The organism is Schaalia odontolytica (assembly GCF_024584435.1).
Classification (GTDB): Bacteria; Actinomycetota; Actinomycetes; order Actinomycetales; family Actinomycetaceae; genus Pauljensenia.
The window spans coordinates 715,258-740,329 of the sequence record NZ_CP102197.1; the positions used below are offsets into that span (position 1 = coordinate 715,258).

At 66.0% G+C, this 25,072-nt stretch carries 23 protein-coding genes and 1 riboswitch; of the genes, 15 read left to right on the top strand and 8 right to left on the bottom strand.

The features are described from left to right. Positions 1-12 precede the first annotated feature (12 nt). The 11 genes from NQK35_RS03200 (at position 13) to NQK35_RS03250 (ending at position 12,347) form a co-directional block, all read left to right on the top strand. The gene (locus NQK35_RS03200) at positions 13-957 is read left to right on the top strand and encodes a methionyl-tRNA formyltransferase (protein ID WP_009211539.1); all 945 of its coding nucleotides are present in this window, start codon (positions 13-15) and stop codon (positions 955-957) included. Further along, a complete protein-coding gene (locus NQK35_RS03205; RefSeq protein ID WP_257114526.1) occupies positions 954-2,426 on the top strand; it encodes a transcription antitermination factor NusB in 1,473 nt (490 codons plus the stop codon). Before NQK35_RS03200 ends, NQK35_RS03205 begins: the two co-directional genes overlap by 4 nt. A gap of 10 nt (positions 2,427-2,436) precedes the next feature. Further along, positions 2,437-3,099: a ribulose-phosphate 3-epimerase gene (rpe, locus tag NQK35_RS03210; protein WP_257114527.1), complete on the top strand. Its 663-nt coding sequence runs from the start codon at positions 2,437-2,439 to the stop codon at positions 3,097-3,099. A 113-nt stretch (positions 3,100-3,212) separates the two neighbouring features. Continuing rightward, positions 3,213-3,342, top strand: a riboswitch (FMN riboswitch). Positions 3,343-3,398: 56 nt separating this feature from the next. After that, complete coding sequence (locus tag NQK35_RS03215) at positions 3,399-4,172, top strand: ABC transporter permease (protein ID WP_048741479.1); 774 nt, start codon at positions 3,399-3,401, stop codon at positions 4,170-4,172. After that, positions 4,169-5,236 (top strand): ABC transporter substrate-binding protein, encoded by a 1,068-nt coding sequence (locus NQK35_RS03220; RefSeq protein WP_257114528.1) that lies wholly within the window; start codon positions 4,169-4,171, stop codon positions 5,234-5,236. The genes NQK35_RS03215 and NQK35_RS03220 overlap by 4 nt, the downstream gene beginning before the upstream one ends. A 48-nt stretch (positions 5,237-5,284) precedes the next feature. Then, positions 5,285-6,286 (top strand): helix-turn-helix transcriptional regulator, encoded by a 1,002-nt coding sequence (locus NQK35_RS03225; RefSeq protein ID WP_257114529.1) that lies wholly within the window; start codon positions 5,285-5,287, stop codon positions 6,284-6,286. After that, the gene (locus NQK35_RS03230; RefSeq protein ID WP_257114530.1) at positions 6,211-6,840 is read left to right on the top strand and encodes a WYL domain-containing protein; all 630 of its coding nucleotides are present in this window, start codon (positions 6,211-6,213) and stop codon (positions 6,838-6,840) included. Before NQK35_RS03225 ends, NQK35_RS03230 begins: the two co-directional genes overlap by 76 nt. 7 nt (positions 6,841-6,847) lie before the next feature. Beyond that, positions 6,848-7,144, top strand: coding sequence for a hypothetical protein (locus NQK35_RS03235; protein WP_257114531.1), 297 nt, complete (start codon positions 6,848-6,850; stop codon positions 7,142-7,144). Next, entirely contained in the window at positions 7,141-9,906 is a 2,766-nt protein-coding gene (locus tag NQK35_RS03240) for a DEAD/DEAH box helicase (protein WP_257114532.1), read from the top strand. The genes NQK35_RS03235 and NQK35_RS03240 overlap by 4 nt, the downstream gene beginning before the upstream one ends. 13 nt (positions 9,907-9,919) lie before the next feature. Beyond that, on the top strand, positions 9,920-11,566 hold the full coding sequence (lnt, locus tag NQK35_RS03245; protein WP_257114533.1) for an apolipoprotein N-acyltransferase: 1,647 nt from the start codon (positions 9,920-9,922) through the stop codon (positions 11,564-11,566). Continuing rightward, on the top strand, positions 11,559-12,347 hold the full coding sequence (locus NQK35_RS03250; RefSeq protein ID WP_009211548.1) for a polyprenol monophosphomannose synthase: 789 nt from the start codon (positions 11,559-11,561) through the stop codon (positions 12,345-12,347). Before lnt ends, NQK35_RS03250 begins: the two co-directional genes overlap by 8 nt. Here NQK35_RS03250 and NQK35_RS03255 read toward each other — a convergent pair. Continuing rightward, positions 12,344-12,709 (bottom strand): RNA polymerase-binding protein RbpA, encoded by a 366-nt coding sequence (locus NQK35_RS03255; RefSeq protein ID WP_034230782.1) that lies wholly within the window; start codon positions 12,707-12,709, stop codon positions 12,344-12,346. The two genes, NQK35_RS03250 and NQK35_RS03255, sit on opposite strands and share 4 nt — an antisense overlap. A 164-nt stretch (positions 12,710-12,873) precedes the next feature. Here NQK35_RS03255 and NQK35_RS03260 point away from each other — a divergent pair, with 164 nt between their 5' ends. Together NQK35_RS03260 and NQK35_RS03265 are read left to right on the top strand one after the other, a co-directional pair. After that, complete coding sequence (locus NQK35_RS03260) at positions 12,874-13,617, top strand: phosphatase PAP2 family protein (protein WP_257114534.1); 744 nt, start codon at positions 12,874-12,876, stop codon at positions 13,615-13,617. A gap of 33 nt (positions 13,618-13,650) precedes the next feature. After that, positions 13,651-15,165, top strand: a complete 1,515-nt coding sequence (locus NQK35_RS03265) for an Hsp70 family protein (RefSeq protein WP_034230785.1) — start codon at positions 13,651-13,653, stop codon at positions 15,163-15,165. Positions 15,166-15,252: 87 nt separating this feature from the next. Here the strand turns inward: NQK35_RS03265 and NQK35_RS03270 are convergent, their stop codons facing one another. The 7 genes from NQK35_RS03270 to pepN form a co-directional block, all read right to left on the bottom strand. Continuing rightward, entirely contained in the window at positions 15,253-15,807 is a 555-nt protein-coding gene (locus tag NQK35_RS03270; RefSeq protein ID WP_009211552.1) for a MerR family transcriptional regulator, read from the bottom strand. A 111-nt stretch (positions 15,808-15,918) separates the two neighbouring features. Beyond that, complete coding sequence (gene ftsR, locus NQK35_RS03275; protein WP_009211553.1) at positions 15,919-16,686, bottom strand: transcriptional regulator FtsR; 768 nt, start codon at positions 16,684-16,686, stop codon at positions 15,919-15,921. 1 nt (position 16,687) lies between these two features. Further along, a complete protein-coding gene (locus tag NQK35_RS03280) occupies positions 16,688-17,122 on the bottom strand; it encodes an FHA domain-containing protein (RefSeq protein ID WP_009211554.1) in 435 nt (144 codons plus the stop codon). 102 nt (positions 17,123-17,224) lie between these two features. Beyond that, positions 17,225-18,019 carry a DUF881 domain-containing protein gene (locus tag NQK35_RS03285; RefSeq protein ID WP_009211555.1) on the bottom strand — a complete coding sequence of 265 codons (795 nt, stop codon included), beginning with the start codon at positions 18,017-18,019 and terminating at the stop codon, positions 17,225-17,227. Position 18,020: 1 nt separating this feature from the next. Then, the gene (locus NQK35_RS03290) at positions 18,021-18,353 is read right to left on the bottom strand and encodes a small basic family protein (RefSeq protein ID WP_009211556.1); all 333 of its coding nucleotides are present in this window, start codon (positions 18,351-18,353) and stop codon (positions 18,021-18,023) included. Next, complete coding sequence (locus NQK35_RS03295; protein WP_257114535.1) at positions 18,350-19,201, bottom strand: DUF881 domain-containing protein; 852 nt, start codon at positions 19,199-19,201, stop codon at positions 18,350-18,352. The genes NQK35_RS03290 and NQK35_RS03295 overlap by 4 nt, the downstream gene beginning before the upstream one ends. Then, complete coding sequence (gene pepN, locus NQK35_RS03300) at positions 19,198-21,774, bottom strand: aminopeptidase N (RefSeq protein ID WP_257114536.1); 2,577 nt, start codon at positions 21,772-21,774, stop codon at positions 19,198-19,200. The genes NQK35_RS03295 and pepN overlap by 4 nt, the downstream gene beginning before the upstream one ends. Positions 21,775-21,846: 72 nt before the next feature. Between pepN and NQK35_RS03305 the strand changes: the two genes are divergently transcribed. Both NQK35_RS03305 and der read left to right on the top strand, forming a co-directional pair. After that, positions 21,847-23,427 carry a UDP-N-acetylmuramoyl-L-alanyl-D-glutamate--2,6-diaminopimelate ligase gene (locus NQK35_RS03305; RefSeq protein ID WP_257114537.1) on the top strand — a complete coding sequence of 527 codons (1,581 nt, stop codon included), beginning with the start codon at positions 21,847-21,849 and terminating at the stop codon, positions 23,425-23,427. A 77-nt stretch (positions 23,428-23,504) separates the two neighbouring features. Further along, entirely contained in the window at positions 23,505-25,043 is a 1,539-nt protein-coding gene (der, locus tag NQK35_RS03310; RefSeq protein ID WP_257114538.1) for a ribosome biogenesis GTPase Der, read from the top strand. Positions 25,044-25,072: the final 29 nt, after the last annotated feature.

Here is a 25,072-nt window from a genome sequence, read left to right on the forward strand (position 1 = left end):
AGACTGGCTCACGTGCGCATCATCTTCGCAGGAACCCCCGAAGCCGCAGTCCCCACGCTGCGTGCTCTGCACGCCTCGTCACACGAGGTGGTCCTCGTCATCACCCGCCCGCCGGCGCGGCGCGGCCGTGGCAAGACACTGCATCCGTCACCGATCGCCGAGCTAGCGGCGAGCGTCGGCCTCGAACTCCTTGAAACAAGTTCGCTCAAGACACCCGAGATCGCCCAGCGGATCGCCGACGCTCGCGCCGACATCGGCGTCGTCGTTGCCTACGGCGGGCTCGTACCGGCGACCATCCTGGAGATGCCGACCCACGGATGGATCAACCTGCATTTCTCGGACCTGCCCCGGTGGCGGGGGGCCGCCCCCGTCCAGTGGGCGATTCGCGCCGGGGATACTTCCACGGCCTCCTGCGTGTTCGCGTTGGAGGAAGGACTGGACACCGGCGCCGTCTACTCGCGTGTCGAGGTGCCTATCGCGCGTCACAGCGCCGGCGACCTCCTCGCTTCGATGGCCTGTGCCGGAGCACACCAGGTCCTCGGTGTCGTCGACTCGCTTGAGTCCGGAACCGCCCACGCCCACCCGCAGCCCGAGGAAGGCGTCACCCACGCGCGCCGCCTCAGCCGCGCAGACGGCTACGTGTCCTTCACCCACAGCGCCGACCACGAGGACCGTGTCATCCGCTCCGTCACCCCCAACCCGGGAGCCTTTACCGTCTTGCCCGGCGGAGCACGCATGAAGCTGGGCGTCGCCACTCCGGTTGAACGCTCGGACTTGGAGCCCGGACAGCTCGAGGTGACCAAGCGAGAGGTGACGGTGGGATGCGCGAGCGGGGCTCTTCTCCTCGGCGACGTCGCTCCGGCCGGCAAGTCCTGGATGGACGGGGCGGCTTGGGCGCGGGGAGCACGCCTGGGCGAGGAGGTTCGCCTCGGAGGCGAGACGGGAGCACAGCAGTGAGCGAGAAGCGCTACGCCGACGGTTACCGGAAGCTGCGTCTGGCTGACGAACCTCGCCGCGTCGCATACGAGGTGCTGCGGGCCGTCACGGTCGACGGAGCGTTCGCGAACATCATCTTGCCCAAGGCTCTGCGTCAGGCACGCTTGCACGGTCATTTTTCGGATCGCGACGCGGCCTTTGCTTCCGAGCTCGTCCACGGCACGCTGCGGGCCATGGGATGGCTCGACTGGGTGATCGCACGCCACGTGGACCGCTCGCTGTCCCAGCTTGACCCGCGTGTCCTCGTTCTCCTGCGCGTGGGTGCCCATCAGCTCCTCGACATGCGCGTTCCCGACCACGCGGCCGTGTCTGCGACCGTTGACGTGGCGCGCGAGCACCTGACCGATGGTCCGGTCCGCTTCATCAACGCCGTCCTGCGTTCGATCACGCGGGAGGGGCCGGGCGAGCGTGAGGCAGCCCTGGAGGCCATCGAGGACGAAGACGAGGCTCTCGGCGTGCGCTACTCCCATCCCTCGTGGATGGTGCGGGCTTTTCGTGAGGCGCTTGTTGCGCACGGCTATCCCGCCGGTGAGCTTATTGATGTCCTGAAGGCCGACAATGAGGTCCCCACGGTCACGCTCGTCGCCCGCCCCTCGCTGATGACCGTCGACGAGCTTGCCGACGAAGCCGAGGACGTTCTCGACACGCGCGTCGCCTTCGGGACCGTCTCGCCCTACGCGGTTCTCCTCGAATCTGGTGATCCCGCGCGTCTGCCGTCGATTCGAGACGGGCGTTGCGGAGCTCAGGACGAGGGCTCGCAGCTGGCCGCGTTGATTGCGGCCTCGGCCCCGCTCGATGGGGGCCGAGACGAGCGCTGGCTCGATTTATGCGCGGGCCCGGGCGGGAAGGCGGCGATGCTTGCCGGACTCGCGGCGAATGTTGGCGCTCGGGTGACCGCCAACGAAGTGCACCCGCACCGCGCCAGGCTTGTCGAACGAACGACGCGGCTCCTCGACTCCATCGAGGTCGTCTCCGGTGACGGTCGGAGCTTCGGCGGGGGACAGAGCGCCTGGCCGCTCGCTTCCTTTGATCGGGTCATCGTCGATGCCCCCTGCTCGGGCATGGGCTCGATGCGTCGGCGCCCCGAGTCGCGGTGGAACCGCACGCCCGCCGACGTGGCGGAGCTGACCCAGCTGCAGCACGAGCTTACCGAACGAGCAGTCGCGCTCACCCGTCCCGGTGGCGTCCTGACCTACGTCACGTGTTCCCCGCACGCGGCCGAAACGCGCGAACAGGTGGAGCGCTTGACACAGCGCGGTGAGGTCGAGCTGCTTGACACCGTCGCCCTGGCGAATGACTGCTGTCCCACACCCCTCGACGTGCCCGCATCGGCAGGCGTCATCGCTGGGTCGCAAGGCCGCACGCTCCAGCTGTGGGACCACCGTTTCGGCACGGACCTTATGTTTGTTGCATGCATGCGCAAGCGCTAGCATAGGCGTTATGAACGCCACAATTAGCCCTTCGATTCTCAACTGTGACATCGCTGACCTGCGCGGCGAACTGAACAAGATCGCCGGAGCCGACGTCGCTCACGTCGACGTCATGGACAATCACTTCGTGCCCAACCTCTCGTGGGGGCTCCCGGTGGCCGAGGCCGTGGTCAAGTCCGGTATCCTTCCCGTTGACGCGCACCTGATGATCGAAGACCCGGATCGGTGGGCTCCCGGCTACGCCGAAGTCGGGTGTCACTCCGTCACCTTCCACGCGGAGGCGGCGGCAGCGCCGCTACGGCTGGCTCGCGAGCTTCACCGCCTCGGGGCACGTGCGGGCCTTGCCCTCAAGCCCGCCACCGACATCGCGCCCTTCGTCGACATCCTCAACGAGTTCGACACGATCCTCATCATGACTGTCGAACCCGGGTTTGGCGGTCAGTCCTTCATCGAGCAGATGATCCCGAAGATCGAGCGCACGCGGCGTGCGATCAACGCGGCCGGGTTGGAGGTGTCCATCCAGGTCGACGGCGGTATCTCTCGGACCACAATCGAGCGCGCGGCGGCTGCGGGTGCGGACAATTTCGTCGCCGGTTCCGCTGTCTTTCGAGCCGATGATGCTCATCGGGAGGTCGAGGTGCTGCGCGAGCTGGCCAACGCCCACACGCACTGAGCGCCGCATGCGTGCTGGTGTTCGAAAGAACGACGCGTCGTTTGTTGACCACCCGCTTTCTTTCATAGCGGAAATACCGCGCACGATGCGCCCGTCAATGGCACAATGGCAGGCGAGTACTCCGGGGTCGGTGAAAGTCCGAACCGGCGGTGATAGTCCGCGACCTGCCCTCACAGAACGGGGGTGGCTGAGCCGGTGAAATTCCGGCACCGACGGTGAAAGTCCGGATGGGAGGAGTGCATGAGGCGCATCCGTGCGCCTGCTGCGCTGCGCGTACCCCCGGTGTCGGAAAGTTAGTCGTGGCATCTCGGAACAAGCCTGGCGGCGCGCTGACCGTCGTGGCCCCGATCCTCTTTCTCGCCGTGTTGGCGGCTGGATGGTGGCTGTCCACGACGCTCACCGGCATCGAGGCCTGGCGCCTGCCACACCCCATGTCCGTCATCTCCAAGGGCTCCGTCATTTTGGCGCTCCCGACGACCTGGCACAGGGTGCAGGTCACCGGGGCCGAAGCGGTTGCCGGTTGTCTTCTCGGGTCGGCCGTCGCCCTGCCGTCAGCGTACGTGATCTACCGTTCGCGTCTGTTGGCCGCCGCGGTTGAGCCGTTCCTCGGGGCAACCCAGGCATTGCCCGCCATCGCTATTGCGCCCATTCTCGTCCTGTGGGTCGGCTACGGATTCACCGCGATTGTCGTGCTGTGTGCCCTGATGGTGTTCTTCCCGATTCTCGTTTCCACGGTCGTTGGCCTGCGTCATATCGATCGTGAACTGCTTGAAGCGGCAGCCCTTGACGGGGCAACGGGATGGACCATGGCCTGGCACATGGAGCTTCCGCTGGCGGCACCAGCAATCCTGGGCGGCTTGCGCAACGGTTTCGCCCTGTCTGTCACGGGTGCCGTCGTGGGGGAGATGGTCATGGGAGGCTCCGGGCTCGGGCAGGTACTCACTCAGATGAGAAACAACGTGGACACGGCCGGCATGTTCGTCGTCATCATCATCCTGTGTACGATGGCGACCCTGTTGTACACCATCGTGTACAGGATCGAGCGGTCGAAGCGCTACGAGATCACGCAGTGAAGGAGAATCCTTTGAAGAAGCTATCCACCATCGTTCGCGCCGCAGTTGTCGGTGCCTGCGCGTCGCTTGCCCTCGGCGCCTGCGCGGCACCCGATCGCACCGGTCAGTCCCGATCGGCGGACAACTCAGACGTCACAATCGGCCTGACCTACATTCCCAACATTCAGTTTGCTCCCGTGTACGTGGCCGATGCGCAGGGGACATACAACGATGCTGGTATCAGCACGACAATTCGTCACCATGGTTCTCACGAGGGGTTCTTTACGGCTCTTCTCGCCGGTGAGGAGGACGTCGTGATCGCGTCGGGCGACGAGGCCGCCGTGGCCGCCTCGCAGGGACTCGATATCGTTTCGATCGGGCAATACTACGCGTCCTACCCGGGGACGGTTATCGTGCCGGCAGATTCTCCGATCAACACTCTCGCCGACCTCGCAGGCAAGACAGTGGGCATTCCCGGCGAGCACGGTGCGAACTACTACGCGACACGCGCAGCCCTGCAGGAAGCTGGACTGGCTGAGTCGGACGTGACGATCTCTCCGATCGGCTACACGCAGCAGGCCGCTCTCGCTTCGGGACAGGTGGATGCAGTCGTCGGCTTTACGAACAACGATTCGGTGCAGATGCGCCTGGCTGGTCTCGATATCCGCGAGATCTCCTTGGACCCCTCGTCGACGCCGCTCGTGAGCGCGTCGATCATCACGACGCACAAGTGGGCGCAGGAGCATCCCGAGCAGGCACGCGCCGTCGTTTCGGCGACAACCCAGGCAATGAACGCTATTGCAGCCGATCCACAGATCGCCATTGATGCGACAAAGCCGTGGGATACCTCGCTCACGGACGAGGCGACGCTTACGTCCGCCCGCGCCGTGCTGACGGCCACCGTGCCCCTCTGGATCGGCGAGAGCGGGCATGCGACGGGGACGCAGGACGAGGCGACGTGGGCGCGCATGATCTCGTTCCTCGAATCCCTCGGCGAACTCCAGGGGAGGGTGGATCCATCGTCTGTTGTCACAAACGACTACGTTGTTGCCGACGCCAACGCCGACTCCTCGTCTCGGTCCTGACGGTGCGCCGCACCCCCAAGGTGCGCTCGCGAGACGTAGGGTGAACGGGTGAGTACCGCCCCCAACGCTAACGTGCGCGTCCTGGAGCTCTTCATCGAGCTTCTGGGAGCGAAGCCGGGCCGCACCAAGGCCCAGCTTCGCTCCCTTCCGGGATATCGCTCCTTGGGCTTGGACGCCTTTGAGACCCAGTTCCAGCGCGACAAGGATGCGCTGCGCGAGGCAGGAGCTCACCTGTCGATTGGGGCGGGAGAGCGTTACAGCATCGAGCGAGACTCCTTCGCACCCTCCATCGAGATCACGAGCGCTGACCGCGCGCTGATCTCCCTGGCGGCTCACGTGTGGGAGGGCGGCGAGATCCTCGCTGACTCGATTGACGCCAAGACTGCTGCGGGCACGCGCGACGACGCGACCGCGCCCCTCATTCGCCTCGGCCTGTCAGGCCTGATCCCTGCCACCCAGTTCGCGCGGGGCATCCGCGACAGGCTCGTCGTTACCTTCACGTATCCGGGGTCAGCTGGTCTCACGGAGCGTTCGGTCGATCCGTGGGCGCTCACGGTACAGGGCCGCGCCCTGTACCTGTGGGGGTGGGATCTTGATCGGGAAGCCGAGCGCACGTTTCGCCTGTCGCGCGTGAGTTCGCCGGTTGGCTTCATCGGCCAGCCCGGGGATGCGTCGGTGGCACCCGCCGGGGCAGTACCCCCGCGCGTGTCGACGTTGGTCGCGCCCCGTGTCCACGTGCGCGCTGAGTCGCACGCGCGCATGGTTCTTCTGGGCTACGAAGCGGGTGCGGGCCTCGATGGGGGACCCGCTCCTCGGCGGGGATGGGATGCTCTGTGCCTTGAGGACGCCGAGCTTGGCACGTGGATTGCGCGTCTGTTGCCCCTCGCCGGCGACGTCATCGTCGTTTCCCCCGCCACCGCTGCGCGAGGCAATCCTGGAGCGCCTAGCCACGGCCGCGACGTGGGGAGGGCGCCATGCCTGAAGCCGTACAGCTGGCCGTGGTTCGTCTCGCGTCGATGGTGGCGTGGATCGGTGAGCACCCCGGGGTGAGCGTCGACGAGCTGGCCACTCACTTTCACCGCACCCGGCGCCAGGTTCGCCGCGATATTGACTACTTGGCGTCGGTCGGCGACTCCATGCCCGGGGCGTCCTTCGAGATCGATTGGGGTTTGTACGAGGAGGAGGAACGGGTGTCTCTGCGCTCAACGATGGGAGCGTCGGCGCCGCTTCGCTTCTCCGAGGCCGAAGCGCAGGCTCTCCTCATCGGCCTGTCGGCGCTTGCGCCGCTTCTTGGCTCCGATCTTGCCGACCGTGTCCCCCACGCGGCGCTCGTCGTCTGTGCGCTGGGAGGCCTCGATACCCTGCCCGGGGACGGGGGAGTCGATTTGGCCCTGCAGCCGCCGGCTTCGGCCACCGTCGACGAGCTGCGTGAGGCGCTAACGCAAGGCCAGCGCGTGGAGTTTGATTACGTCTCCGCGCGCGCCTCGTCCCATCGCGTCGTCGATCCGTGGTCGCTTGAGGCCACTGCGACGGGCTGGCTCCTACACGGGTGGTGTACGCGCGCCGACGCGCCGCGTCGTTTTTTCCGTCTCCTCGATCAGTAATCTTCGCGTGAGGGGACCGCGCACTCACCTTCCACGCCGCGTGCGCCAGGATGCCACGACCTGGACGCTGGAGGTGGACCGGGAGGCGAGATGGATCGCCGACGAGTACGCGGGGTCGATCGTTGAGGAGTTGGCGGAGGGGGGAGCCCGCATCACCCTGCCCGTGTGGAACGAGGAGTGGGGCCTGAGCCTGCTCACCGACATCGCGTCTCACCTGCGCGGCGTTGACCCCGATAGGCGCGGCGACGCGGCTAAGCGCGCGCAGCACATGTTGTCCGTCTGGATGCAGGAGGAGTCGCCGTGAGCCCACCAAGACGCAGGCACCGCGGCCACGGACGCGACCGCACGGCCACCCCGGAGCCGACCGGCGTGGGGGAGGGCAGTGCCGCCCAGCGCTACGCCGCGTACAAGGCCGAAGCGCAGGCTGCCTCGTCGCTGCGCGCACGCTGGGTCTCCACGCTGAGCTTCACTCCGGACCCGTTCCAGATCCAGGCACTCGACGCCGTCGAGGCTGGCAGCTCCGTCCTCGTTGCCGCACCCACAGGTGCCGGAAAGACGATCGTCGGCCAGTTTGGCGCTTACGTCGCCCTTGAGCAGGGGATGCGCGCTTTCTACACGACCCCGATCAAGGCTCTGTCCAATCAGAAGTACCTCGAGTTGTGCGATCTTTTTGGGGCCGCCAACGTCGGCCTGGCTACGGGCGACACGTCCGTCAACTCGGGTGCTCCCATCGTCGTCATGACGACGGAGGTGGCGCGCAACATGATCTATGCGGGCGCACCCCTGCGCGATCTGGGCGTCGTCATTCTCGACGAGGTCCACTACCTGGCGGATAAGATGCGCGGCCCTGTGTGGGAGGAAGTGATCATTCACCTGCCCGCACACGTCGCGATCATCGCGCTGTCGGCCACGGTGTCGAACGCCGAGGAATTCGGCGCGTGGATCCGGGAAGTTCGTTCCACCTGCGAGATCATCGTTTCCGAAAGGCGCCCGGTCCCGCTCTACCAGCACATGATTGTCGGCGAGGACATTTTTGACCTGTACGCGCCGACCGGAAAGGGAAAGCTCAATCCCGAGCTCGTGGCCGCGACGCGGGACTTTGGAATGCGCGGCGGGCGCGGCTCGCGCTCGTGGAACCGCGAGGTCCGAGTGCGGCGTGAATCGCGTCCCTCGACACTGATTTCTCTCGATCGCGGGCGCCTGCTACCCGCCATCACGTTCATCTTCTCGCGGGCAGGATGCGAGGATGCGGTACGCCAGATCCTCTCCACGCGCATCACGCTGACGACCCGCTCGGAGGCCGCCGAAATCGAGAGCTACGTGGATGAGGTGATCGCGCTTCTTCCCCCCGAGGATGCCATCGTCCTTGGCGCCGAGGCGTGGAAACGCGGCCTCATGCGCGGCATCGCCGCGCACCACGCTGGCACGCTGCCCCTCATGAAGGAGAGCGTCGAACACCTGTTCTCGCGTGGCCTCGTCAAGATGGTGTACGCGACCGAAACACTCGCGCTCGGTATCAATATGCCCGCGCGCACGGTCGTCATTGAATCATTGACGAAGTGGAACGGCTCGGCGCACGTCTCTCTGTCCGCCGGCGAGTACACGCAGCTCTCGGGACGCGCGGGGCGCCGCGGTATCGACACCGAAGGGCACGCGGTCGTCTCGCATCGTGGGGGAGTGGCACCCGAAGAGGTCGCCGCCCTCGCGTCGAAGCGCACGTACCCGTTGATTTCCGCGTTCACTCCGACGTACAACATGGTCGTCAACCTGCTCGCGCGCTCGACGCGCGCCCAGACTCGCAAGGTGCTGGAGTCCTCTTTTGCGCAGTATCAGGCCGATTCCGCTGTCGTCGCACTCGCGTCGCGCCTGACCGAGCTGGAGGCGCAGCGCGACGCGACGGCCGAGGACCTGTCGTGTTCGCACGGAGATGTCCGCGAGTACCTGACGCTGCGCGACCAGTTGGGTCAGACGGAGAAGTCTGGTGCGCGAGCGCGCAAGCGCGAGGCACGAGATGAATCGCGTCGTATTTTGTCCGGCGTGCGCCCGGGCGACGTCCTGGCACTGACTCGTGGCCGCAAGACACGCCTGTGCGTCGTTGGGGCGAAAGCCACCAGCGCCTCGGGCAGGGGTGAGGTCTCAGTGATCGGGGAGGACGCCACGTGGAGGGCGCTGGCCCCCGAGGACGTGCGCGGTGCAATTGCTGTCGTTGGACACATGTCCATTCCCGGTGGTTCTGCGCTACGGCGCACGAAGGAGCGCACGCGCATCGCCGGGGAGCTGCGCTCCGGCGCGGCCAAAGGTATTTACGTGGTCCCCGCAGAGTCTACGCAGGCCTTTGATCCGATCTCAGCACTGCGCGCTGCGATGCGTCAGCATCCGGTTCACCGCTGCCCGCACCGCGAGGAGCACGCTCGAGCGGGCGCCCAGTGGGCACGTCTGGAGCGCGAGATCAATCGTCTCCGTTCATCCATCGATTCCCAGACGGGTTCCGTGGCCGCCCAGTTCGACCGCGTCTGCGCGGTCCTCGAACGTCTCGGCTTTTTGGCCGGAGACGAGGTAACAGACGCGGGCCAACGCTTGCGCCGAATCTTCGGTGAACGCGACCTGGTGATCGCCATGTCGCTCGACGAAGGGGCGTGGGATGGCCTGGACGAGTGTGAGCTTGCCTCGATGGTCTCGGCGCTCGTCTACGATTCGCGCAGCGAGGACGATGCCCAGGAACTCGCTCCCTCGGGCGTGGGCACTCGCCTGCGCACCGCGTGGGAGGAGTGCATGGGCACGCTGGAGAGGGTGCATCGCGCCGAGAAACGCTACGGCTGTGATCCGACACCGGGACTAGACGGGGCGCTCATGGCGGCAACGCTGGCGTGGGCGCACGGGTCCACGCTCGCCACGGCGATCGAGGGCGCGCCGATTCAGCCGGGCGATTTCGTCAGGTGGATGCGTCAGGTCATGGACTGCTTGGGGCAGATCGCTTCAGCGTCCGACTCCTCGATTCTGGCTCGCCGAGCGGAGGGGGCCAAGGAACGCATCGGCCGCGGTATCGTCGCGTGGTCCACTATCTAACCGGGAGGCGTCAGTGAGTCATCGGGAAATCCTACAGCGAGCGTCCCTGGCCCACGCGTGCGCGGATGCTCTCGTCGCCGCTGTGGCGGGAGTGGCGCTGTACGCGTCCTTTCCGCCGGTGGGCTGGTGGTGGCTCTCGATCCCGGCGCTCGCACTGTTCTTCTCGCGGGTCGACCAGGCTCGGGCCCCCAGAGCCGCGGCGGTGACGGTGGCCTTCGGGATGAGCATGTGGCTCCCGCTGCTCGACTGGATTCCTCTCTCCGTTGGGTCTCGTCCACCGTGGTTTGCATTGGCTCTTGTTCAAACACTGTTCCTCCTCGCGTGGGTCATCCCCGTCAGGTGGGTGCAGGCGTGGCCGTGGGCCCGCGGACCGCTCGCGCAGGCAACCGTTTACGCGCTGTCGTGGTCGGGGGTCGAGGTCGCGCGATCTCGCTGGCCGTGGTCGGGTTTCCCGTGGGGCTCGGTAGCCCTACCCCAGGTGGATTCTCCGTTGGGACACCTCGCTCCCTACGGCGGCACCCCGGTCGTGGCATGCGGCGTCGTTTTCATCGCGGTTCTTGTGCGCAGGATGTTCGCCCACCGCGACGCCGCTACTCGGGACGAGCGCTGGTTCTCGCGTCCGCTTCTGGCCGCCGTCGCGCTCGCGTGCTACGTGACGCCCGCTGTCATCGCGCTGCCCAATCAGGCGCAGGAAGGCTTCTTGCGCGTCGGCGTCGTGCAGGGCGGCATCGCGCTCCCGGGCGCGCAAGCCTACAGGCGCGAGGGAGAGGTGACGGGCAACAACGCCCGTGCGACGATGCAGTTGGCGCGCGAGCGACAGGTGAGTTCCCATCCGATCGACCTGGCGCTGTGGGGCGAAGGCTCCGTTGACCGTGACCCGCTGGCGTTTCCCGGGGTGGCCGAGCGCGTCAACGAGGCGTCCGAGGCGGTTGGGGCACCGATTCTGATGGGTTACACAAACCTCAACGAGCGCGACCGAGTGAAGAACTGGCTCGCGGTGTGGGAGCCCGGTGTTGGGGTTGATGAGAATGCTCGCTACTCCAAACACGTGCCCGTGCCGTTCGGCGAGTTCATTCCTTTCCGCGAGTTCATTTCCTCCTTTGCCACGGAGGTCGCTCAGTCGAGCAGGGACATGGAGGCCGGTAGTGAGCCTCCCCTGATGACGGTCACGGCGCGCGACGGTAAAGCGGTCCCACTCGCGGTGGGCATTTGTTTCGAAGCCGCCTATCCCACGGTCATCGGCCAGGGGGTCACGCTCGGCGGCCAGATGATCGTCACCCCGTCGAACAACTACCATTTCCGTTCCTCGGGGGAGTCCGCCCAGCAGGGGCAGCTCCTGCGCATGCGTGCAATGGAGTACTCGCGCAGCGCCATTCAGGCGTCGACAACGGGTCATTCCTACGTCATTCGCCCCGATGGGACGGTGCTGTCCGCCACCGGCACGGAGCAGTCGGCGACGCTCATCGCGGACGTTCCGCTCCGCTCCTCGATGACACTGACGGCGCGCGCGGGGGATCGCCTCCCCATGGCAGTCATGGCCGCCGCCGCAGCGATCGGCCTCGTCGGCCTCGCCGGAGCGTGGAGGCTTCACTCCCAGCGGCGGCGCCACCCAGCGCGTGCACACAGTGCTTCAAGCGGGCAAAATGTGACTCATGACTAGTGCCGTGTGTCTTGCTCCTTCGCCGGTTGGCGACGCCACGCTGATCGTGATTCCCACCTACAACGAAATGTCGACGCTGCCGAGCGTGTTGGAGCAAATCTGGGAGCATGTGCCCGCCGCGCACGTCTTGATCGTCGACGATTCGTCTCCGGATGGGACGGGGGAGTGGGTGGACCAACGCCGGGCGGGGGAGGAACGCCTACACGTTCTCCATCGCCCTGCTAAGTCAGGCTTGGCAACCGCGTACGTGGATGGAATGGGCTGGGGGATCGAGGCAGGGTTCTCGTTCCTCCTGCAGATGGATGCCGATGGTTCCCACCGTCCCTCGGACCTGCCGAAGCTGCTTGCCCGGATGGGCGGACCCGACCGGCCCGATCTGGTCATCGGATCGAGATGGGTCCGCGGAGGAAAGGTCAACGGCTGGTCCGCCAAGCGCGTGGCCCTGTCGAAGGCGGGCAACTATTATGTCCGACTGTGCCTGGGCACTCCCGTCCGTGACGCGACCGCGGGGCTACGCGTGCACCGCTGTGCCTTCCTGGCCGCTCACGGTGTCTTGGAGCGCGTGAGCACGACGGGCTTTGGCTTCCAGGTCGAGATGACCGAACGTGAGCGTTCCCTGGGCGCAGTGATCCGGGAGGTTCCGATCACGTTTGACGAGCGCATAGCCGGCGAATCCAAGCTTGATTCGTCGATCTTTGTTGAGGAGCTCGCCATGGTGACAAAAGGCGGCCTGAGCCGCTTGGCTCAGGCCGCGCGCTCGGCGCTCGGTGCGCGCCGCTAGCCCTTGCGATAGTGGCCCTCGGGACGCAGCCGACCCTCGCGGTAGCTGGTCAACTGCTCGCCAAGAACGACCTCCAGTTCCTCGATGGAACGACGCTCAAGGAGCATGTCCCAGTGGGTGCGTTGGGGCTTGACCGGCTTGTATTCCTCGTCGTCCTCGGTTTCGCCGATCAGATCGGCCGCCTGACCGCACTTGCATTCCCAGGTCGCCGGAGGCGTGGCCTCGCTGGAGAGAGTCACCTCAAACTCGTGTCCGTTCGGGCACAGGTAACGAACGACGAAACGATCGGCGAAGACGACGCCGTCCTCAGATTCGAGGGACTTGGCGCCGATCTGCATGCCACGCAGTGCGCGGTCTGCCATAACTGCCTCCTGGACGTAGTGAAGAAACGGGTCCATTGTATCGGACGCGTCAAGCCGAGCCGCGCCGCCCACACGCGCCCACGATCCGATAATGCACATTATGTCCGTTTTAGCGTGTCGACATGTGCTGACGCGCCCTCCTTCCCGCGGCTACAGTTGCTCCCATGACGAACGACGACACCCACTCCCCACGCAGGCCTCACCCGATCCGCGAGGTTGTCATGCTGTCGCTCGCATGCTTGTCCTACTCACTCCTGTCCTACCTCGCACCCGTCACGAAGCACGCCGCGCTCGCGCACGCCCACGACATCGCCCGCTTCGAGGCCCGCGCCGGCCTCTTTATGGAACCCGGCGTTAACCGATGGCTGTCCACGCACCCGGGCCTCGCCCAGCTGGCCTCCATCCAGTACGCCGCAACGTTCTTTCTCATGACTGGCGCGGCGCTGCTTATTCTGTGGATCAAGGCACCCGCCTACTACAGCCGGGCACGGTGGACCCTCGTCGTCATGACGCTTGGCGCGCTTGTGACCTACTGGACCTATCCGCTGGCTCCCCCGCGCCTCGTCGACGACTTCGGCGTCGTTGACGCCGTCGCCCATCACACCTCCTCCTACTCCCAGCTCTTTGGAACACTTGCTAACCCCTACGGCGCGATGCCCTCGATGCACACCGGCTGGGCGCTGTGGGTGGCCTTCATGCTCGGCACCTACGTGTGGCGCTCGTGGTGGGCACGCGTGTTGCTCTCCTTTCATCCCATCCTGACCGTTGTGACAATCATCGCGACCGGCAACCACTACGTCGTCGACGCAGCGGCCGCCTTCGTCTACTTTCTCCTCGCCTGGCTCTTTGTCACCCGCATCTTCCGTGCCTTACCGAGCAAGGTGAGAACGTTCCGCAAGACGTCCTAGGTGCGGGCGCGAATGCGCGCTAGGGTGGGAACCATGAGATTCGGAGTTGATTTTGGCACCACGACCACAGCGATCGCTTTCGTCGATCGGGGGAACTATCCGGTCGTTTCCTTTGTGAATAACCAAGACGACACCGTGGACTTCATTCCTTCCGTGCTTGCTCTTGACGGCGATCGTCTGGTGTACGGCTTTGACGCGCAAGACGCCGCCCGCGACGGAGCTCCTCACCTGCGGTCTTTCAAGCGACTGCTCTCCGACCAGTCGGTGACCGACACATCGACCCTACGCCTGGGGAACCACTCGATTCCGATCATCGATGCGCTCACGGGCTTCCTCACGTATGCCGCGCATCAGCTCCGCACGAACTCCTCCGTCGCGACCGTGCCGGAATCGGAGCCCCTTGAGGCGCTCGTCGGCGTCCCGGCGCACGCGTGGTCCGCCCAGCGTTTTCTGACGCTGGAGGCCTTCCGCCGCGCCGGTTGGGATGTGCTGGCGATGGTGAATGAGCCATCGGCCGCAGGTTTTGAGTACACGCATCGTCACGCCGGGACGCTGAACTCCAAGCGCACGGCGATCCTGGTCTACGATCTTGGCGGCGGAACCTTCGATGCGTCCGTCGTCTCGGCCACGGGAACGCTTCACGAGGTCATGGGGTCGCGCGGCCTGAACATGGTCGGGGGCGACGACTTCGACACGGTACTTGCCACGCTTCTCGCTTCGGCCGCAGGCACGGACTCCGGTCGCCTCGGTGACGCGTCGTGGGAGCGCCTCCTGGAAGACTCTCGCGCGGCCAAGGAAAACCTGTCCCCGTCGACAAAGTTCATCACGGTAGCCGTCGATTCCGTGCCCGTGACGATCACGGTGGCAGACTTTTACGACGCGTGCACTCCCCTCGTCGAGGCCACGATGAGCGCCATGGAGCCGCTGCTGGTGCGCGACGAGGCCGGGGAGTCGAAGCTCGGCGGCGACATCGCCGGTCTGTATGTCGTCGGTGGCGGTTCTCAGCTGCCCCTCGTCGCCCGCGCGCTGCGGTCGCGTTTCGGTCGGCGCGTTCACCGTTCACCCCACACCGCCGCTTCGACGGCCATCGGCTTGGCGATCGGGGCCGATCCGGACGCCGCATACACGGTGCGCGAGCAGCTCTCGCGCGGCGTCGGAGTCTTCCGCGAGCGTGAGGCCGGCAGCTTCATTTCCTTCGACACCCTCCTCGAGCCCAACACGGAGCTGGCTCCCGGCGAAACCCTCACGATCAAGCGTCGTTACCGCGCCGCCCACAACATCGGTTACTTCCGCTTCGTGGAGTACTCGTCCTTCGACGAGGCCGGGGTACCGCGGGGGGACCTCCAGCCCTACGGCGAGGTCATCTTCCCCTTCGATCCCAGCCTGCGTGGTACCGACATCGATCTGGCGGCAATGCCGGTGGTTCGCACCGAGGAGGGCCCCCTCATCGAGGAGTCCTACATCGTCGACGAGAACGGCATGGTGACGGTTGAGATCGCCGATGTCGAGGATGGCTTCACGGTGAGTTGCCCCCTCGGGCGCCGCTAGGGATGGGTTCGCCACCCGAGCGACAAGAAGGGCCGTGGGAAAGCAGGAGCCGTCCTGCCGTTCCCACGGCCTCTTCTCATCTGGTGCTTAGGACGCCGAAAGCTTGGAGCGTCGTCGCTGCGCAAGCTCATCGACGAGAGCAGGCTCCGAGCGCTCAAGCGGAAGCTCCGCGAGGGATCCTTCGACCTCACGCCACACGCGACCAACCGCGATGCCGAAGACCCCCTGTCCCCCCTGAAGAAGGTCAATGACCTCATCGGTCGACGTGCATTCGTAGACCGATGCACCGTCACTCATGAGGGTGATGGAGGCGAGATCATCCACTCCCCTGTTCTGCAGGGACGCCACCGCAACCCGGACCTGCTGGAGCGAGACGCCCGCGTCCAGGAGCTTCTTGACGACCTTCAGGACCAGGATGTCTCGGAAGGAATAGAGGCGCTGCGAGCCCGAGCCGCGAGCAGCCCGAATGGAGGGCTGCAGGAGACCCGTCCTGGCCCAGTAGTCCAGCTGCCGATAGGTGATGCCCGCCGCATTGCATGCCACGGGTCCCCGGTAGCCCATCTCATCCGTGTCCAGGCCCTCGAGTGGGTCGCCAAAAAGCATGCCTTGCCGGGGCGCGGCAGCGTTCGCTTGTGCACTCACTGGTGGGCTCCTTGTGGCTGGTTCGTGATGAGGACAGGACTACGGTAGAGCACCGGTGCACGGCGGTCAACGATTGGTCCGGCGAGTCTAACCTTCACGTTAAACATGAGACTAAGCCCCCTCATCGGTCAGAGCAGACATCGCCACCGTTAACATGTCCCGATGCAGCTCGGCGAATAGGTCGCCCAGCTCCATCGCCCGCGCGCGGGCACGTTCACGATCGGCGCCTCGGCCTCGTCCACGCTGGGACGATACCGCCTGGTCGATGATATCGGCGCTGCGCTCCGCGCCCTGACGCACGGACCTCAGGACCCGAACGTCGACCCCCGCACACTCGAGCCGCGCGATCGTAGCCACCACCTGAATGCACGTCGACGGAAAGTATCCGGCCAGGTCAGGGGTGATCAGTCCGAGGCGGCTATAGCGTTCCAGGGTGTCCATGTCGACGCCGGTCAGGTCCGACAGATCAGCGGCGGGAATTGCTCGGCGTCCCCCCAGAGACACGGTCTGCCCCTCGGAGGAAACGACCTGCGCCACGCGCCTGCGCGCGGGGGTGTGGCCTGCGTCGAGCGCGTCCAATTGGGTGCGAATCACGCTCAGCGGCGTAAAGGAATCGCGCTGTTCGGCAAGGACGTACCGGAGCCTCTCGACGTCTGCTGCGGAGTACTTGCGATAACCGGATCCCGTACGCGCCGGGGATACCAGTCCCTCGCTTTCCAGGTAGCGAATCTTGGACAGGGAGATTGCCGGAAACTCCTCTTTGAGCGCATCAACGACGCGGCCAATGGACAGCTCGGGCGAGTGGTCAACGTCGCGTGGCCACGACGTCGCCTCCGCTCCAAAGACGCGCCGACGCCCGCGCGCGAGAGCCTCAGCCACGTTACGCCCGCTTGGTGGACGGCTGGTACGTCAGGCGATACTTGCCGATCTGAACCTCATCGCCCGCGTGCAACTCGATCGAGTCGACACGCTCGCGGTTGACATAGGTGCCGTTGAGGGAGCCAGAGTCACGCACGATGTGCCCGCCGTTGGAGGCGATGAACTGGCAGTGCTTGCGCGAGACGGTCACGTCGTCGAGGAAGATGTCCGCCTTGGGCGAGCGCCCGGCATTGGTCACGTCGGGATCGAGGAGGAAACGCGCGCCGGTGTTGGGACCGCGCTGGACGATGAGCAAGGCCGACCCTGCGGGCAGGGCTTCCACCGCCTCCCGATCGCGAGCGGACAGCGCAACGGGGGCCTCGTCGACATCCTCCGCCACAGGCGTCAAGCCAAAGATGGAGGTTGCAGTGGGGTCAAACGGTTGGTTGTCAGACATTGTGCGCTCCAAACGGTGATTTCGGGGACTGTGATAAGTGTAAACGTTCACCATCGGCCAGGCGCGGGCACGGTGACATTCCGACCATGATACGGCGCTCGTTTACCCGTAGGTTGCGTACTGGGGCGGTCGTGGCGTCGCGAGCGACGTGATCTCGATGTCAGCGCTCGGCGTGATCGAGACGAGTGCCCCCTTCGCCCTCATCTGGGCCGCCGAACCCGCCTGGATCTCGAGCGCCGTCGCAATCGTCTGTGACTCCCCGATCACGTTCCACGTGTACGGCGACGCGATGGGTGTGCCATCGACGATGATTCCCCCGGCTTGCCCGGTGAACGCAGAGCGCGTGGAGAGACGGACGCCGTTGAGTTCTATTGCCTCCGCTCCGGCGTTACGCAGCTCTCCGAGCGTCATGACGAACTGCGTGGGGGTCAGGTTGGCGCCGGGATCGACGATGCTCAGCGACACTCCGGGCCCGTGGACGGCGATCGTACCGGCCGCGATCTGTGCCTGCTGGGCCGCCTTGCGGGCGGCCTGCTCCCGAGCGTCCGCCTCGTCGGCCGCACCCTGCAGCTCCTCCAGTTCGCTCGCGAGTTCCCCGCGCCGCGTACGCAGGTTCTGTTCCTGCGTCCCCAGTTCATCCAGCACGGTGACGAGGTCCTGCTCGGACAGCCCCTCAAGGGGGTCGGATCGCTGGGAACGAACCTGCGTGACCAGGGCGAAGCCGAGAACCATAAAGATGATGAGCATGACGGCGTGCAGGCCGCGCGGCAGCGCGAAGAAGGCTCCCCTGGCTTGCGCCCACAGGCGCCCGCCCCGCCCCTCGCGCCCCGGCTGACTCACCCGCGCGGGAGTTTCATCGGTGCCCGTCCCATTCTCTTGTTCGATCTCGGTGCTCATATCAGGCCTTCAAAAGCAGACGGCGAATGGACGCGGTGTTGGAGAAGATCCGGATGCCCAACACAACGACAACGGCGGTCGTCATGGCCGATCCGACCCCGAGTTGGGTTCCCAGGAACACCAGGAGGCAGGCGACCACGACATTCCAAAAGAAGGAGGTGACGAAGACACGGTCGGCAAAGCGCCCTTCCAGCCACGCGCGCCCCGCCCCGAAGAGGGCGTCGAGGCCGGCAACCACGGCGACCGGCAGGAAGGGAGTCAACCACGCTGGAACCGTCGGGTCCAGGAGAACCCCGAGGGCAATACCGATGATCAAGCCGATGACTGCAATCACTGTGGGTCTCCTTCGCTGTGCGTGGACAGTGGGGTTGCATACTGGGCAATGGCCGGGGAGAGACCTGCCATGGACAGGGTATCGACGCTCTTCGTCGAGACGGTCATTCCTGTGACCGACTGGGCGGCAGACAGGTAGTCGCCGGTCGCTCCGCGCACGAGCGCGATGGACAGCGCGTTGGCGTCACCGATGGCGGCGACCTCGTAGGGGGATGACACGGGCGTGACGTTGACGAGAATCGCAGACCCGGCCTTGCGTACGAAGGTGTCGGGACCTATCCGTTGGCCGTTGACGGAAACCGCATCCGCTCCCGCCGACCACATGGCGTTCACGACCATCGCGAGGTCCTGATCGCGCACCGCTCCGCTGCCCTTCCCCGGGCCGCTGCGGTCTGACAGGGTCACGACGATACCGGGTCCCGAGACGGGCGACGCGGCCAGGGACATGTCCTGAACGCCATCACCGTCCTGCGCGGAACCGGCGTGAGTGAAGCGCTCGATCTGGCTGCCCAGCGACTGCACGTCATCGCGGAGGTCTGCGACCTCCCGAGAGCGGGATGAGGCCTGCGTCCTCAGGTCCGCCTTGACGTCACCGGCCGGGTGGCGCAGGGAGGATATCGCGACAACCGAGCCGAAGCCGAGCGCGATCGCGACGAGGAGAACACCGGCCTTTCCGGCGGCTCTGACCCTGCGTGAGCCGAGCCCACCACGGTAGTGCTCGTAACCGGCGTCCAGGGGGTTTGCCAGCAGAGAGGTTAGCAACGACATGGACGCGGCGGGGTCCGCAGAGCCGGGGCGGGCGTCAACCGCCTCGCCCGGCTCGCCTGACACCGGACCGCTCTGCCTCACTGATCCCGCTCCCAGCGGCGCTGCGCGCGTACGTTGCGTTCGAAGGCGTCAAGGTGCTCGATGGCGATTCGGCGCAGCTGAGCAGGGGCGTCCTCGTTGGCGTCGAGCCAGGAGCGCAGGAGGCCGACGGTGCCTTCCACGCTGCCCTCCCGGCTGACGTCGAGCCCGAGGGCGAGAACGCCATTGGCGTAGCGCAATGCCATCCCGATGGTGTGTGACTCCCAATAGGCGCGCATGCCCTCAACCGCACGTTCGGTCCCGGACTCACCCTCCCACGAGGAGGCCTGGAGGCCGGACAGTGTCGCGCTCAGGAAGTCGTTGGACAGCGAATCGGAAAAGACGGCGTCCCACGCCCGCTTGCGAGCCTCGTGCGAGGGCAGCGAGGCACGCGCCTCGACGCTCATGCGTACGGCTTCCCCCGACCCGTCCTCGGCTCGCCACTGTTCGATCCGCGCCTCGTCGGTCAGTCCCCTGGCCGCCAGTGCACGGCGAGCTCGCCAGGCGAGATCGGGGTCTCCCGAGTGCGCCAGGTCAGCGATGAAGGCCTCATACTGCGCCCCTCCCCTGGCGCTGAACTCGGCGATGAAGGCGCGCGTGTAGCTGCGCCGGGCGTCCCGTTCCTCGCTTTCTGTCGACAGGCGCATCAAGGTTGCCGCCACCTCGTCGTGCACGGATGCACGAGCGCTTCCCGGAAGGAAGGAGGAGAGTGCTTCGGAGACCAAGAGAAGCAGGCGGTCGCGAATGGCGGGTTCGCGTTCCGCGCCAACGGCGCCCAAAGCTGCCGTGATGAAACGGCGCGGATCGAGTTCTGCATCCCGCACCGCATTCCACAGCGAAGCCCACACGACGGCGCGTGTGAGCGCACTGTCGATTGTGGCGATGTAGGCGAGGGCGACGTCGGTGGAGTGCTCATCGAGACGAGAGATGGCATAGGTCAGATCGTCATCGTTGATGACGACGAGATCGGCTAAAGCCACGCCGCCGGGCACGGCCAGCACGCCATCGGGGTCGATCGGCGCACTCTCTGCCTCGATGCGGACATCGAAGACGTGGGTACGCTCCAGCGCTCCCCCGGCCACCCGCCACGTTGAGACGTTCACGCGGTGCGGGCGCAGCACCCCGGCGCAGGAATCGGTTCCCTGGTGCAGAGTGAATTCACTCATGGCACCGACCGCGTCGATGCTCCACGTCGCATAGAGGGTCGACGGCCCGGAGGTTTCGAGCCACGTTTCCTTCCACGATTCCAGCTTCTGCCCCGAGGCCTCCTCCAGCGCCTGGAAGAGGTCACCGAGGCGCGTCGCGCCAAACTGGTGTGCGGCGAAGTAGCGACGCGTTCCTTCGTAGAAGGCATCCTCACCGACCCAGGCGACGAGCTGCTTGAGCACTGCCGCACCCTTGGCGTAGGTGATACCGTCGAAGTTCGTCTTCGCTGCGGCGACATCGGGGATGTCAGCCGCGATGGGGTGCGTTGTCGGCATCTGATCCTGTGCGTAGGCCCAGATCTTGCGGTTCATGGCGAAGTTGGCCCACTCACCCGCGTAGCGCGTCGCCGTTGCGATGGCGCTGGCGCCCTGATTCTCCGCGAATGACTCTTTGAGCCACAGGTCGTCCCACCAGGCGGGGGTCGCCAGGTCACCGAACCACATGTGGCACATCTCGTGGAGCGTCGTGTTGGCGCGGCGTTGCCGTTCCGTGAACGTGGGTGTCGAGCGCGAAATGTAGCTCTCGTTGAAGGTGATGCACCCTGGGTTCTCCATGGCCCCCAGGTTGTACTCGGGCACGTAGACCTGGTCGTAGGAGCCCCACGGGAAGGTAACGCCGTAGCGCTCGTGGAAAAAGTCCAGGCCTGCCCGCGTCACCTCAAAGACGTCGTCGGAGTCGAGGTAGCGTGCGAGCGTGCGCCGACACAGCAGCCGCAGGGCGAGCTGCGCATGTCCTCCGTCGCTCGCGCCACCGCTCCAGGTCCCGCCGTCAATGATGGCCCAGGGGCCGGCGACGATCGCCGTAATGTAGCTCGAGAGGGGTCGCGTGGCGCTGAAGTCGTGGCGCAGCGCTTCCCCCTGAATCGGCTCGCAAGAGACCTCCACGCCGTTGGAGGAGACCACCCACTCCCGGGGTGCGATCACGTGGAAGGTCCATTCGGGCTTGACGTCGGGCTGGTCGATGCACGGCCACGCCCGGTGGGCGTCGTTGGGTTCAAACTGGGTGTAGAGGTAGACCTCGCCGTCCTCGGGGTCAACGTAGCGGTGCAGTCCTTCGCCGCTACGGGAGAAGCTCGCCAGAGCGCGAACCTCGAGCGTGAAGGGCTCTCCCACGGGGAGGTCACCCACCCACACGCGATCCTCGTCGTCCTCGAAGTCGTGCGATGTCCCGTTAACGAGCACATCCGTGACCTGGCCGACGATGTCGATGAAGGTGCGTTCCTCCAGCGAGCTCATCGTCAGCCGGGAGGTCACGGGATAGGTGCTTACCTGAGTGTTCGCTGCAGCTCGAAGATCGACGATGACGTCGATGGCCGAAACGTTTAGGTGGGCAGCGCGGTGGTTCGCTTCGTTGCGTGTCAGGATCTGCATGACTCTCATCCTACTGTGTCAGCGGCCAAGCGTGTGGCGCGCGACGCGGGCACGACGAACTACAGTGGGGTCATGACTTCCGTGACTGACATTCGCCCCACCGTCGATCCGATTCCGCTCCCACGCGCCCTGGAGGGAATCTCGGTCGATGGCTTCTACGGGGCCGATTCCACTCCCGCGTCGCTCGACGCTTGTGCCCCCACCGTCTCCGGCGTGACCGTTTCGTCGAACGATTGCGAGCCGGGGTGGATCTTCGTGGCCATTCCGGGCCTCGCTCAGCACGGGGTGCGTTTTGCCCACGCCGCGATCGAGGCCGGGGCATGCCTGATCCTCACGGACGAGGTTGGCCGCCGCGAGGCGTTCGAGCGCCGCCTCGGCGTTCCCGTCGTACAGGTCTCCAATCCTCGCGCCGTCGTCCCCCTCCTGTGTCGCAACATCTACTCCTCCCCCGCCACGCGCGTGACCACGATGGCCGTGACGGGAACCAACGGGAAGACCACCACCTCCTACCTCATGCGAGCCGCCCTCGCTTCCCGTTTCCCCCACGCGTCCCTGTGCGGAACCGTGGAAACCAGCGTCGGCCCCGTCTCTTTTGAGGCTGTGCGCACGACGGCCGAGGCACCCGTGGTCGCCCGTTTCCTGGCGGCAACGGACCAATACCACTGCGGTGCCGCGGTGATCGAGCTCTCCGCCCATGCGCTGTCTCTCAATCGCGTCGACGGGATTGTCTTCGACGTCGCCGCCTTCACCAACCTCCAGCACGACCACCTGGACTACTACGGCGATATGGAGACCTACTTCGCCGCCAAGGCCTTGCTTTTCACGCCCGAGCACTCCCGGCGCGGCGTCGTGTGCGTGGACGACGAGTGGGGGCGTCGCCTGGCCGACCGTGCGACGGTTCCCGTCACAACCGTGTCTGCTTTGACCCACGAGGCCGCCGATTGGCAGGTTCGCAACGTCACGCCTGACAAGTCGATCGGGCGCACGGTCTTTACCCTCGTTAGCCCCGACGGCTCGCCCCACCGGGTGGCGATGCCGATCCTGGGTGACGTCAACGTCCAAAACACCGCTGTGGCGATCGTGAGCGCGGTGAGCCTGGGGGTGAGCCTGGAGGACGCCATCTCGTCCGTGGAGAATGCCCCTCAGATTCCCGGACGAATGGAGAAGGTCAACCCCACCCCGGGAGCCCAACCCCTCGTGATCGTCGACTACGCCCACACGCCCGAGGCGCTGGAGTGGACGCTACGCTCGACCCGGGAGCTCACCGCCGGTCGGGTTGTCATCGTCTTTGGCACCGACGGAGACCGCGACGCGAGCAAGCGCGAGGAACTCGCGGCGATTGCCGCGCGCGAGGCCGACGTCCTGTGGGTGACCGACGAGAATCCCCGGAGCGAAGATCCGCAGTCGATTCGCGACTACCTCCTCCGGGGCATCGTCTCGGCGCGTCCCGACATGCACGACGTCCATGAGGTCACGACATGCCGACGCGACGCGGTACGACAGGCGATTCTGGATGCGCGCGCGGCCGATACGGTCATCATCACGGGCAAGGGCGCGGAGTGGTATCAGGAGATCCAAGGGATCCATCACCGCTACAACGATGTGCCCGTCGCCGCCGAGGTCCTCGCCGGGGATCTTCGTGCGCACGAGTAACACGCCTCCCGCGCGGGTGCTGCGCCGCACGCTCCCACGGTGGGCCCAGGCGGCTCGATAGCCCGTAGACTGGTCGGGTGAATGACTTCGATGACCAGTGTGACTCCCCCTTCCGCGATCTTGAGGCGGGGACCGAGGACGGAACCGCCTCGGCTGTCCTCGCCGATGCGCAGGACGCCGACTCGCGCTCTCGCGCGCGCCTCATGCGCGCCAACCTTGACCAGTTTGAGCTGGACGAGGACGACCTCGCGCTGCTGTCGGGCTCCATCTCGGCTACATCGAACAACGACTTCGCGGCCGGCCTGCCGGTGCTCGCGGTCGTCGGGCGACCGAACGTGGGCAAGTCGACCCTCGTGAACCGCATCCTGGGCAGACGCGAGGCCGTCGTTCAGGACACGCCCGGTGTCACCCGCGACCGTGTTTCGTACCCCGCCGAGTGGGCCGGACGTAACTTCACCCTCGTGGACACCGGCGGGTGGGAGATCGACGTCAAGGGCCTGGATCGCTCGGTGGCCGAACAGGCCGAGATCGCGGTTGACCTGGCGGACGCGGTGGTCCTCGTTCTCGATGCGACCGTCGGGGTAACCGCCTCCGACGAACGCATCGTCGAGATGCTACGTTCCAAGGACAAGCCGATCATTCTGGCGGCGAACAAGGTCGATTCGGCTCTCCAGGAGGCCGATGCCGCCTACCTGTGGAGCCTGGGACTCGGTGAACCGCACCCAATTTCCGCGCTTCACGGTCGTGGCACCGGCGACCTGCTCGACGTCGTCATGGAGACCCTTCCCACCGAGTCGTCGGTCGCCTCGGCGCTGCCCGTCGGCGGCCCGCGGCGCGTCGCTCTCGTCGGGCGGCCCAACGTCGGCAAGTCCTCACTCCTCAACGCCCTAGCCGGTGGGCACCGGGTCGTCGTGAACGAGCTCGCCGGAACGACACGCGATCCTGTCGACGAGCTGGTCGAGCTTGACTCCCGGCAGTGGTGGTTTGTTGACACGGCGGGAATTCGACGCAAGATGCACCGCACAACGGGCGCCGACTACTACGCGTCGATCCGTACCCAGGCGGCCATCGAGAAGGCCGAGGTGGCGCTCGTCCTCATCGACGGCGCGGCGCCGCTGACCGAGCAGGACGTGCGCGTCATCCAGCAGGTCATCGACGCGGGCCGCGCCCTCGTCGTGGTCACCAACAAGTGGGACCTCGTTGATGAGGATCGCCAGAAGGAGATTAAGAGCGAGCTTGAGCGCGAGCTCGTGCAGGTGCAGTGGGCGCCCCGCATCAACCTTGCCGCGAAGACCGGGTGGCACACGAACCGTATCGTGCGAGCACTCGACACCGCGCTCGAGGGCTGGGAGACCCGCATTCCAACGGGCCAACTCAACGCTTTCCTCGGTCAATTGGTCGCCGCGCACCCGCACCCGTTGCGCGGAGGTAAGCAACCGCGCATTCTCTTCGGCACGCAAGCCTCCAGCAAGCCCCCTCGTTTCGTTCTCTTCACGACCGGTTTCCTCGATCCGGGTTATCGCCGTTTCATCGAACGGCGCTTGCGTGAGACCTTCGGTTTTGCAGGGACTCCCATCCAAATCTCCGTTCGCGTCCGCGAGAGGCGTCGCAAGTAGGATGTCGCCCAGGCCTCTCCTGTCACGTT

Excerpts from the sequence above, each read along its gene's own strand:
- rpe (WP_257114527.1), top strand. The coding sequence starts at position 2,437 with ATGAACGCCACAATTAGCCCTTCGATTCTCAACTGTGACATCGCTGAC.
- NQK35_RS03230 (WP_257114530.1), top strand. The coding sequence starts at position 6,211 with ATGCCTGAAGCCGTACAGCTGGCCGTGGTTCGTCTCGCGTCGATGGTG.
- NQK35_RS03250 (WP_009211548.1), top strand. The coding sequence starts at position 11,559 with ATGACTAGTGCCGTGTGTCTTGCTCCTTCGCCGGTTGGCGACGCCACG.
- NQK35_RS03255 (WP_034230782.1), bottom strand. The coding sequence starts at position 12,709 with ATGGCAGACCGCGCACTGCGTGGCATGCAGATCGGCGCCAAGTCCCTC.
- NQK35_RS03260 (WP_257114534.1), top strand. The coding sequence starts at position 12,874 with ATGACGAACGACGACACCCACTCCCCACGCAGGCCTCACCCGATCCGC.
- NQK35_RS03265 (WP_034230785.1), top strand. The coding sequence starts at position 13,651 with ATGAGATTCGGAGTTGATTTTGGCACCACGACCACAGCGATCGCTTTC.
- NQK35_RS03280 (WP_009211554.1), bottom strand. The coding sequence starts at position 17,122 with ATGTCTGACAACCAACCGTTTGACCCCACTGCAACCTCCATCTTTGGC.
- NQK35_RS03285 (WP_009211555.1), bottom strand. The coding sequence starts at position 18,019 with ATGAGCACCGAGATCGAACAAGAGAATGGGACGGGCACCGATGAAACT.
- pepN (WP_257114536.1), bottom strand. The coding sequence starts at position 21,774 with ATGCAGATCCTGACACGCAACGAAGCGAACCACCGCGCTGCCCACCTA.
- NQK35_RS03305 (WP_257114537.1), top strand. The coding sequence starts at position 21,847 with ATGACTTCCGTGACTGACATTCGCCCCACCGTCGATCCGATTCCGCTC.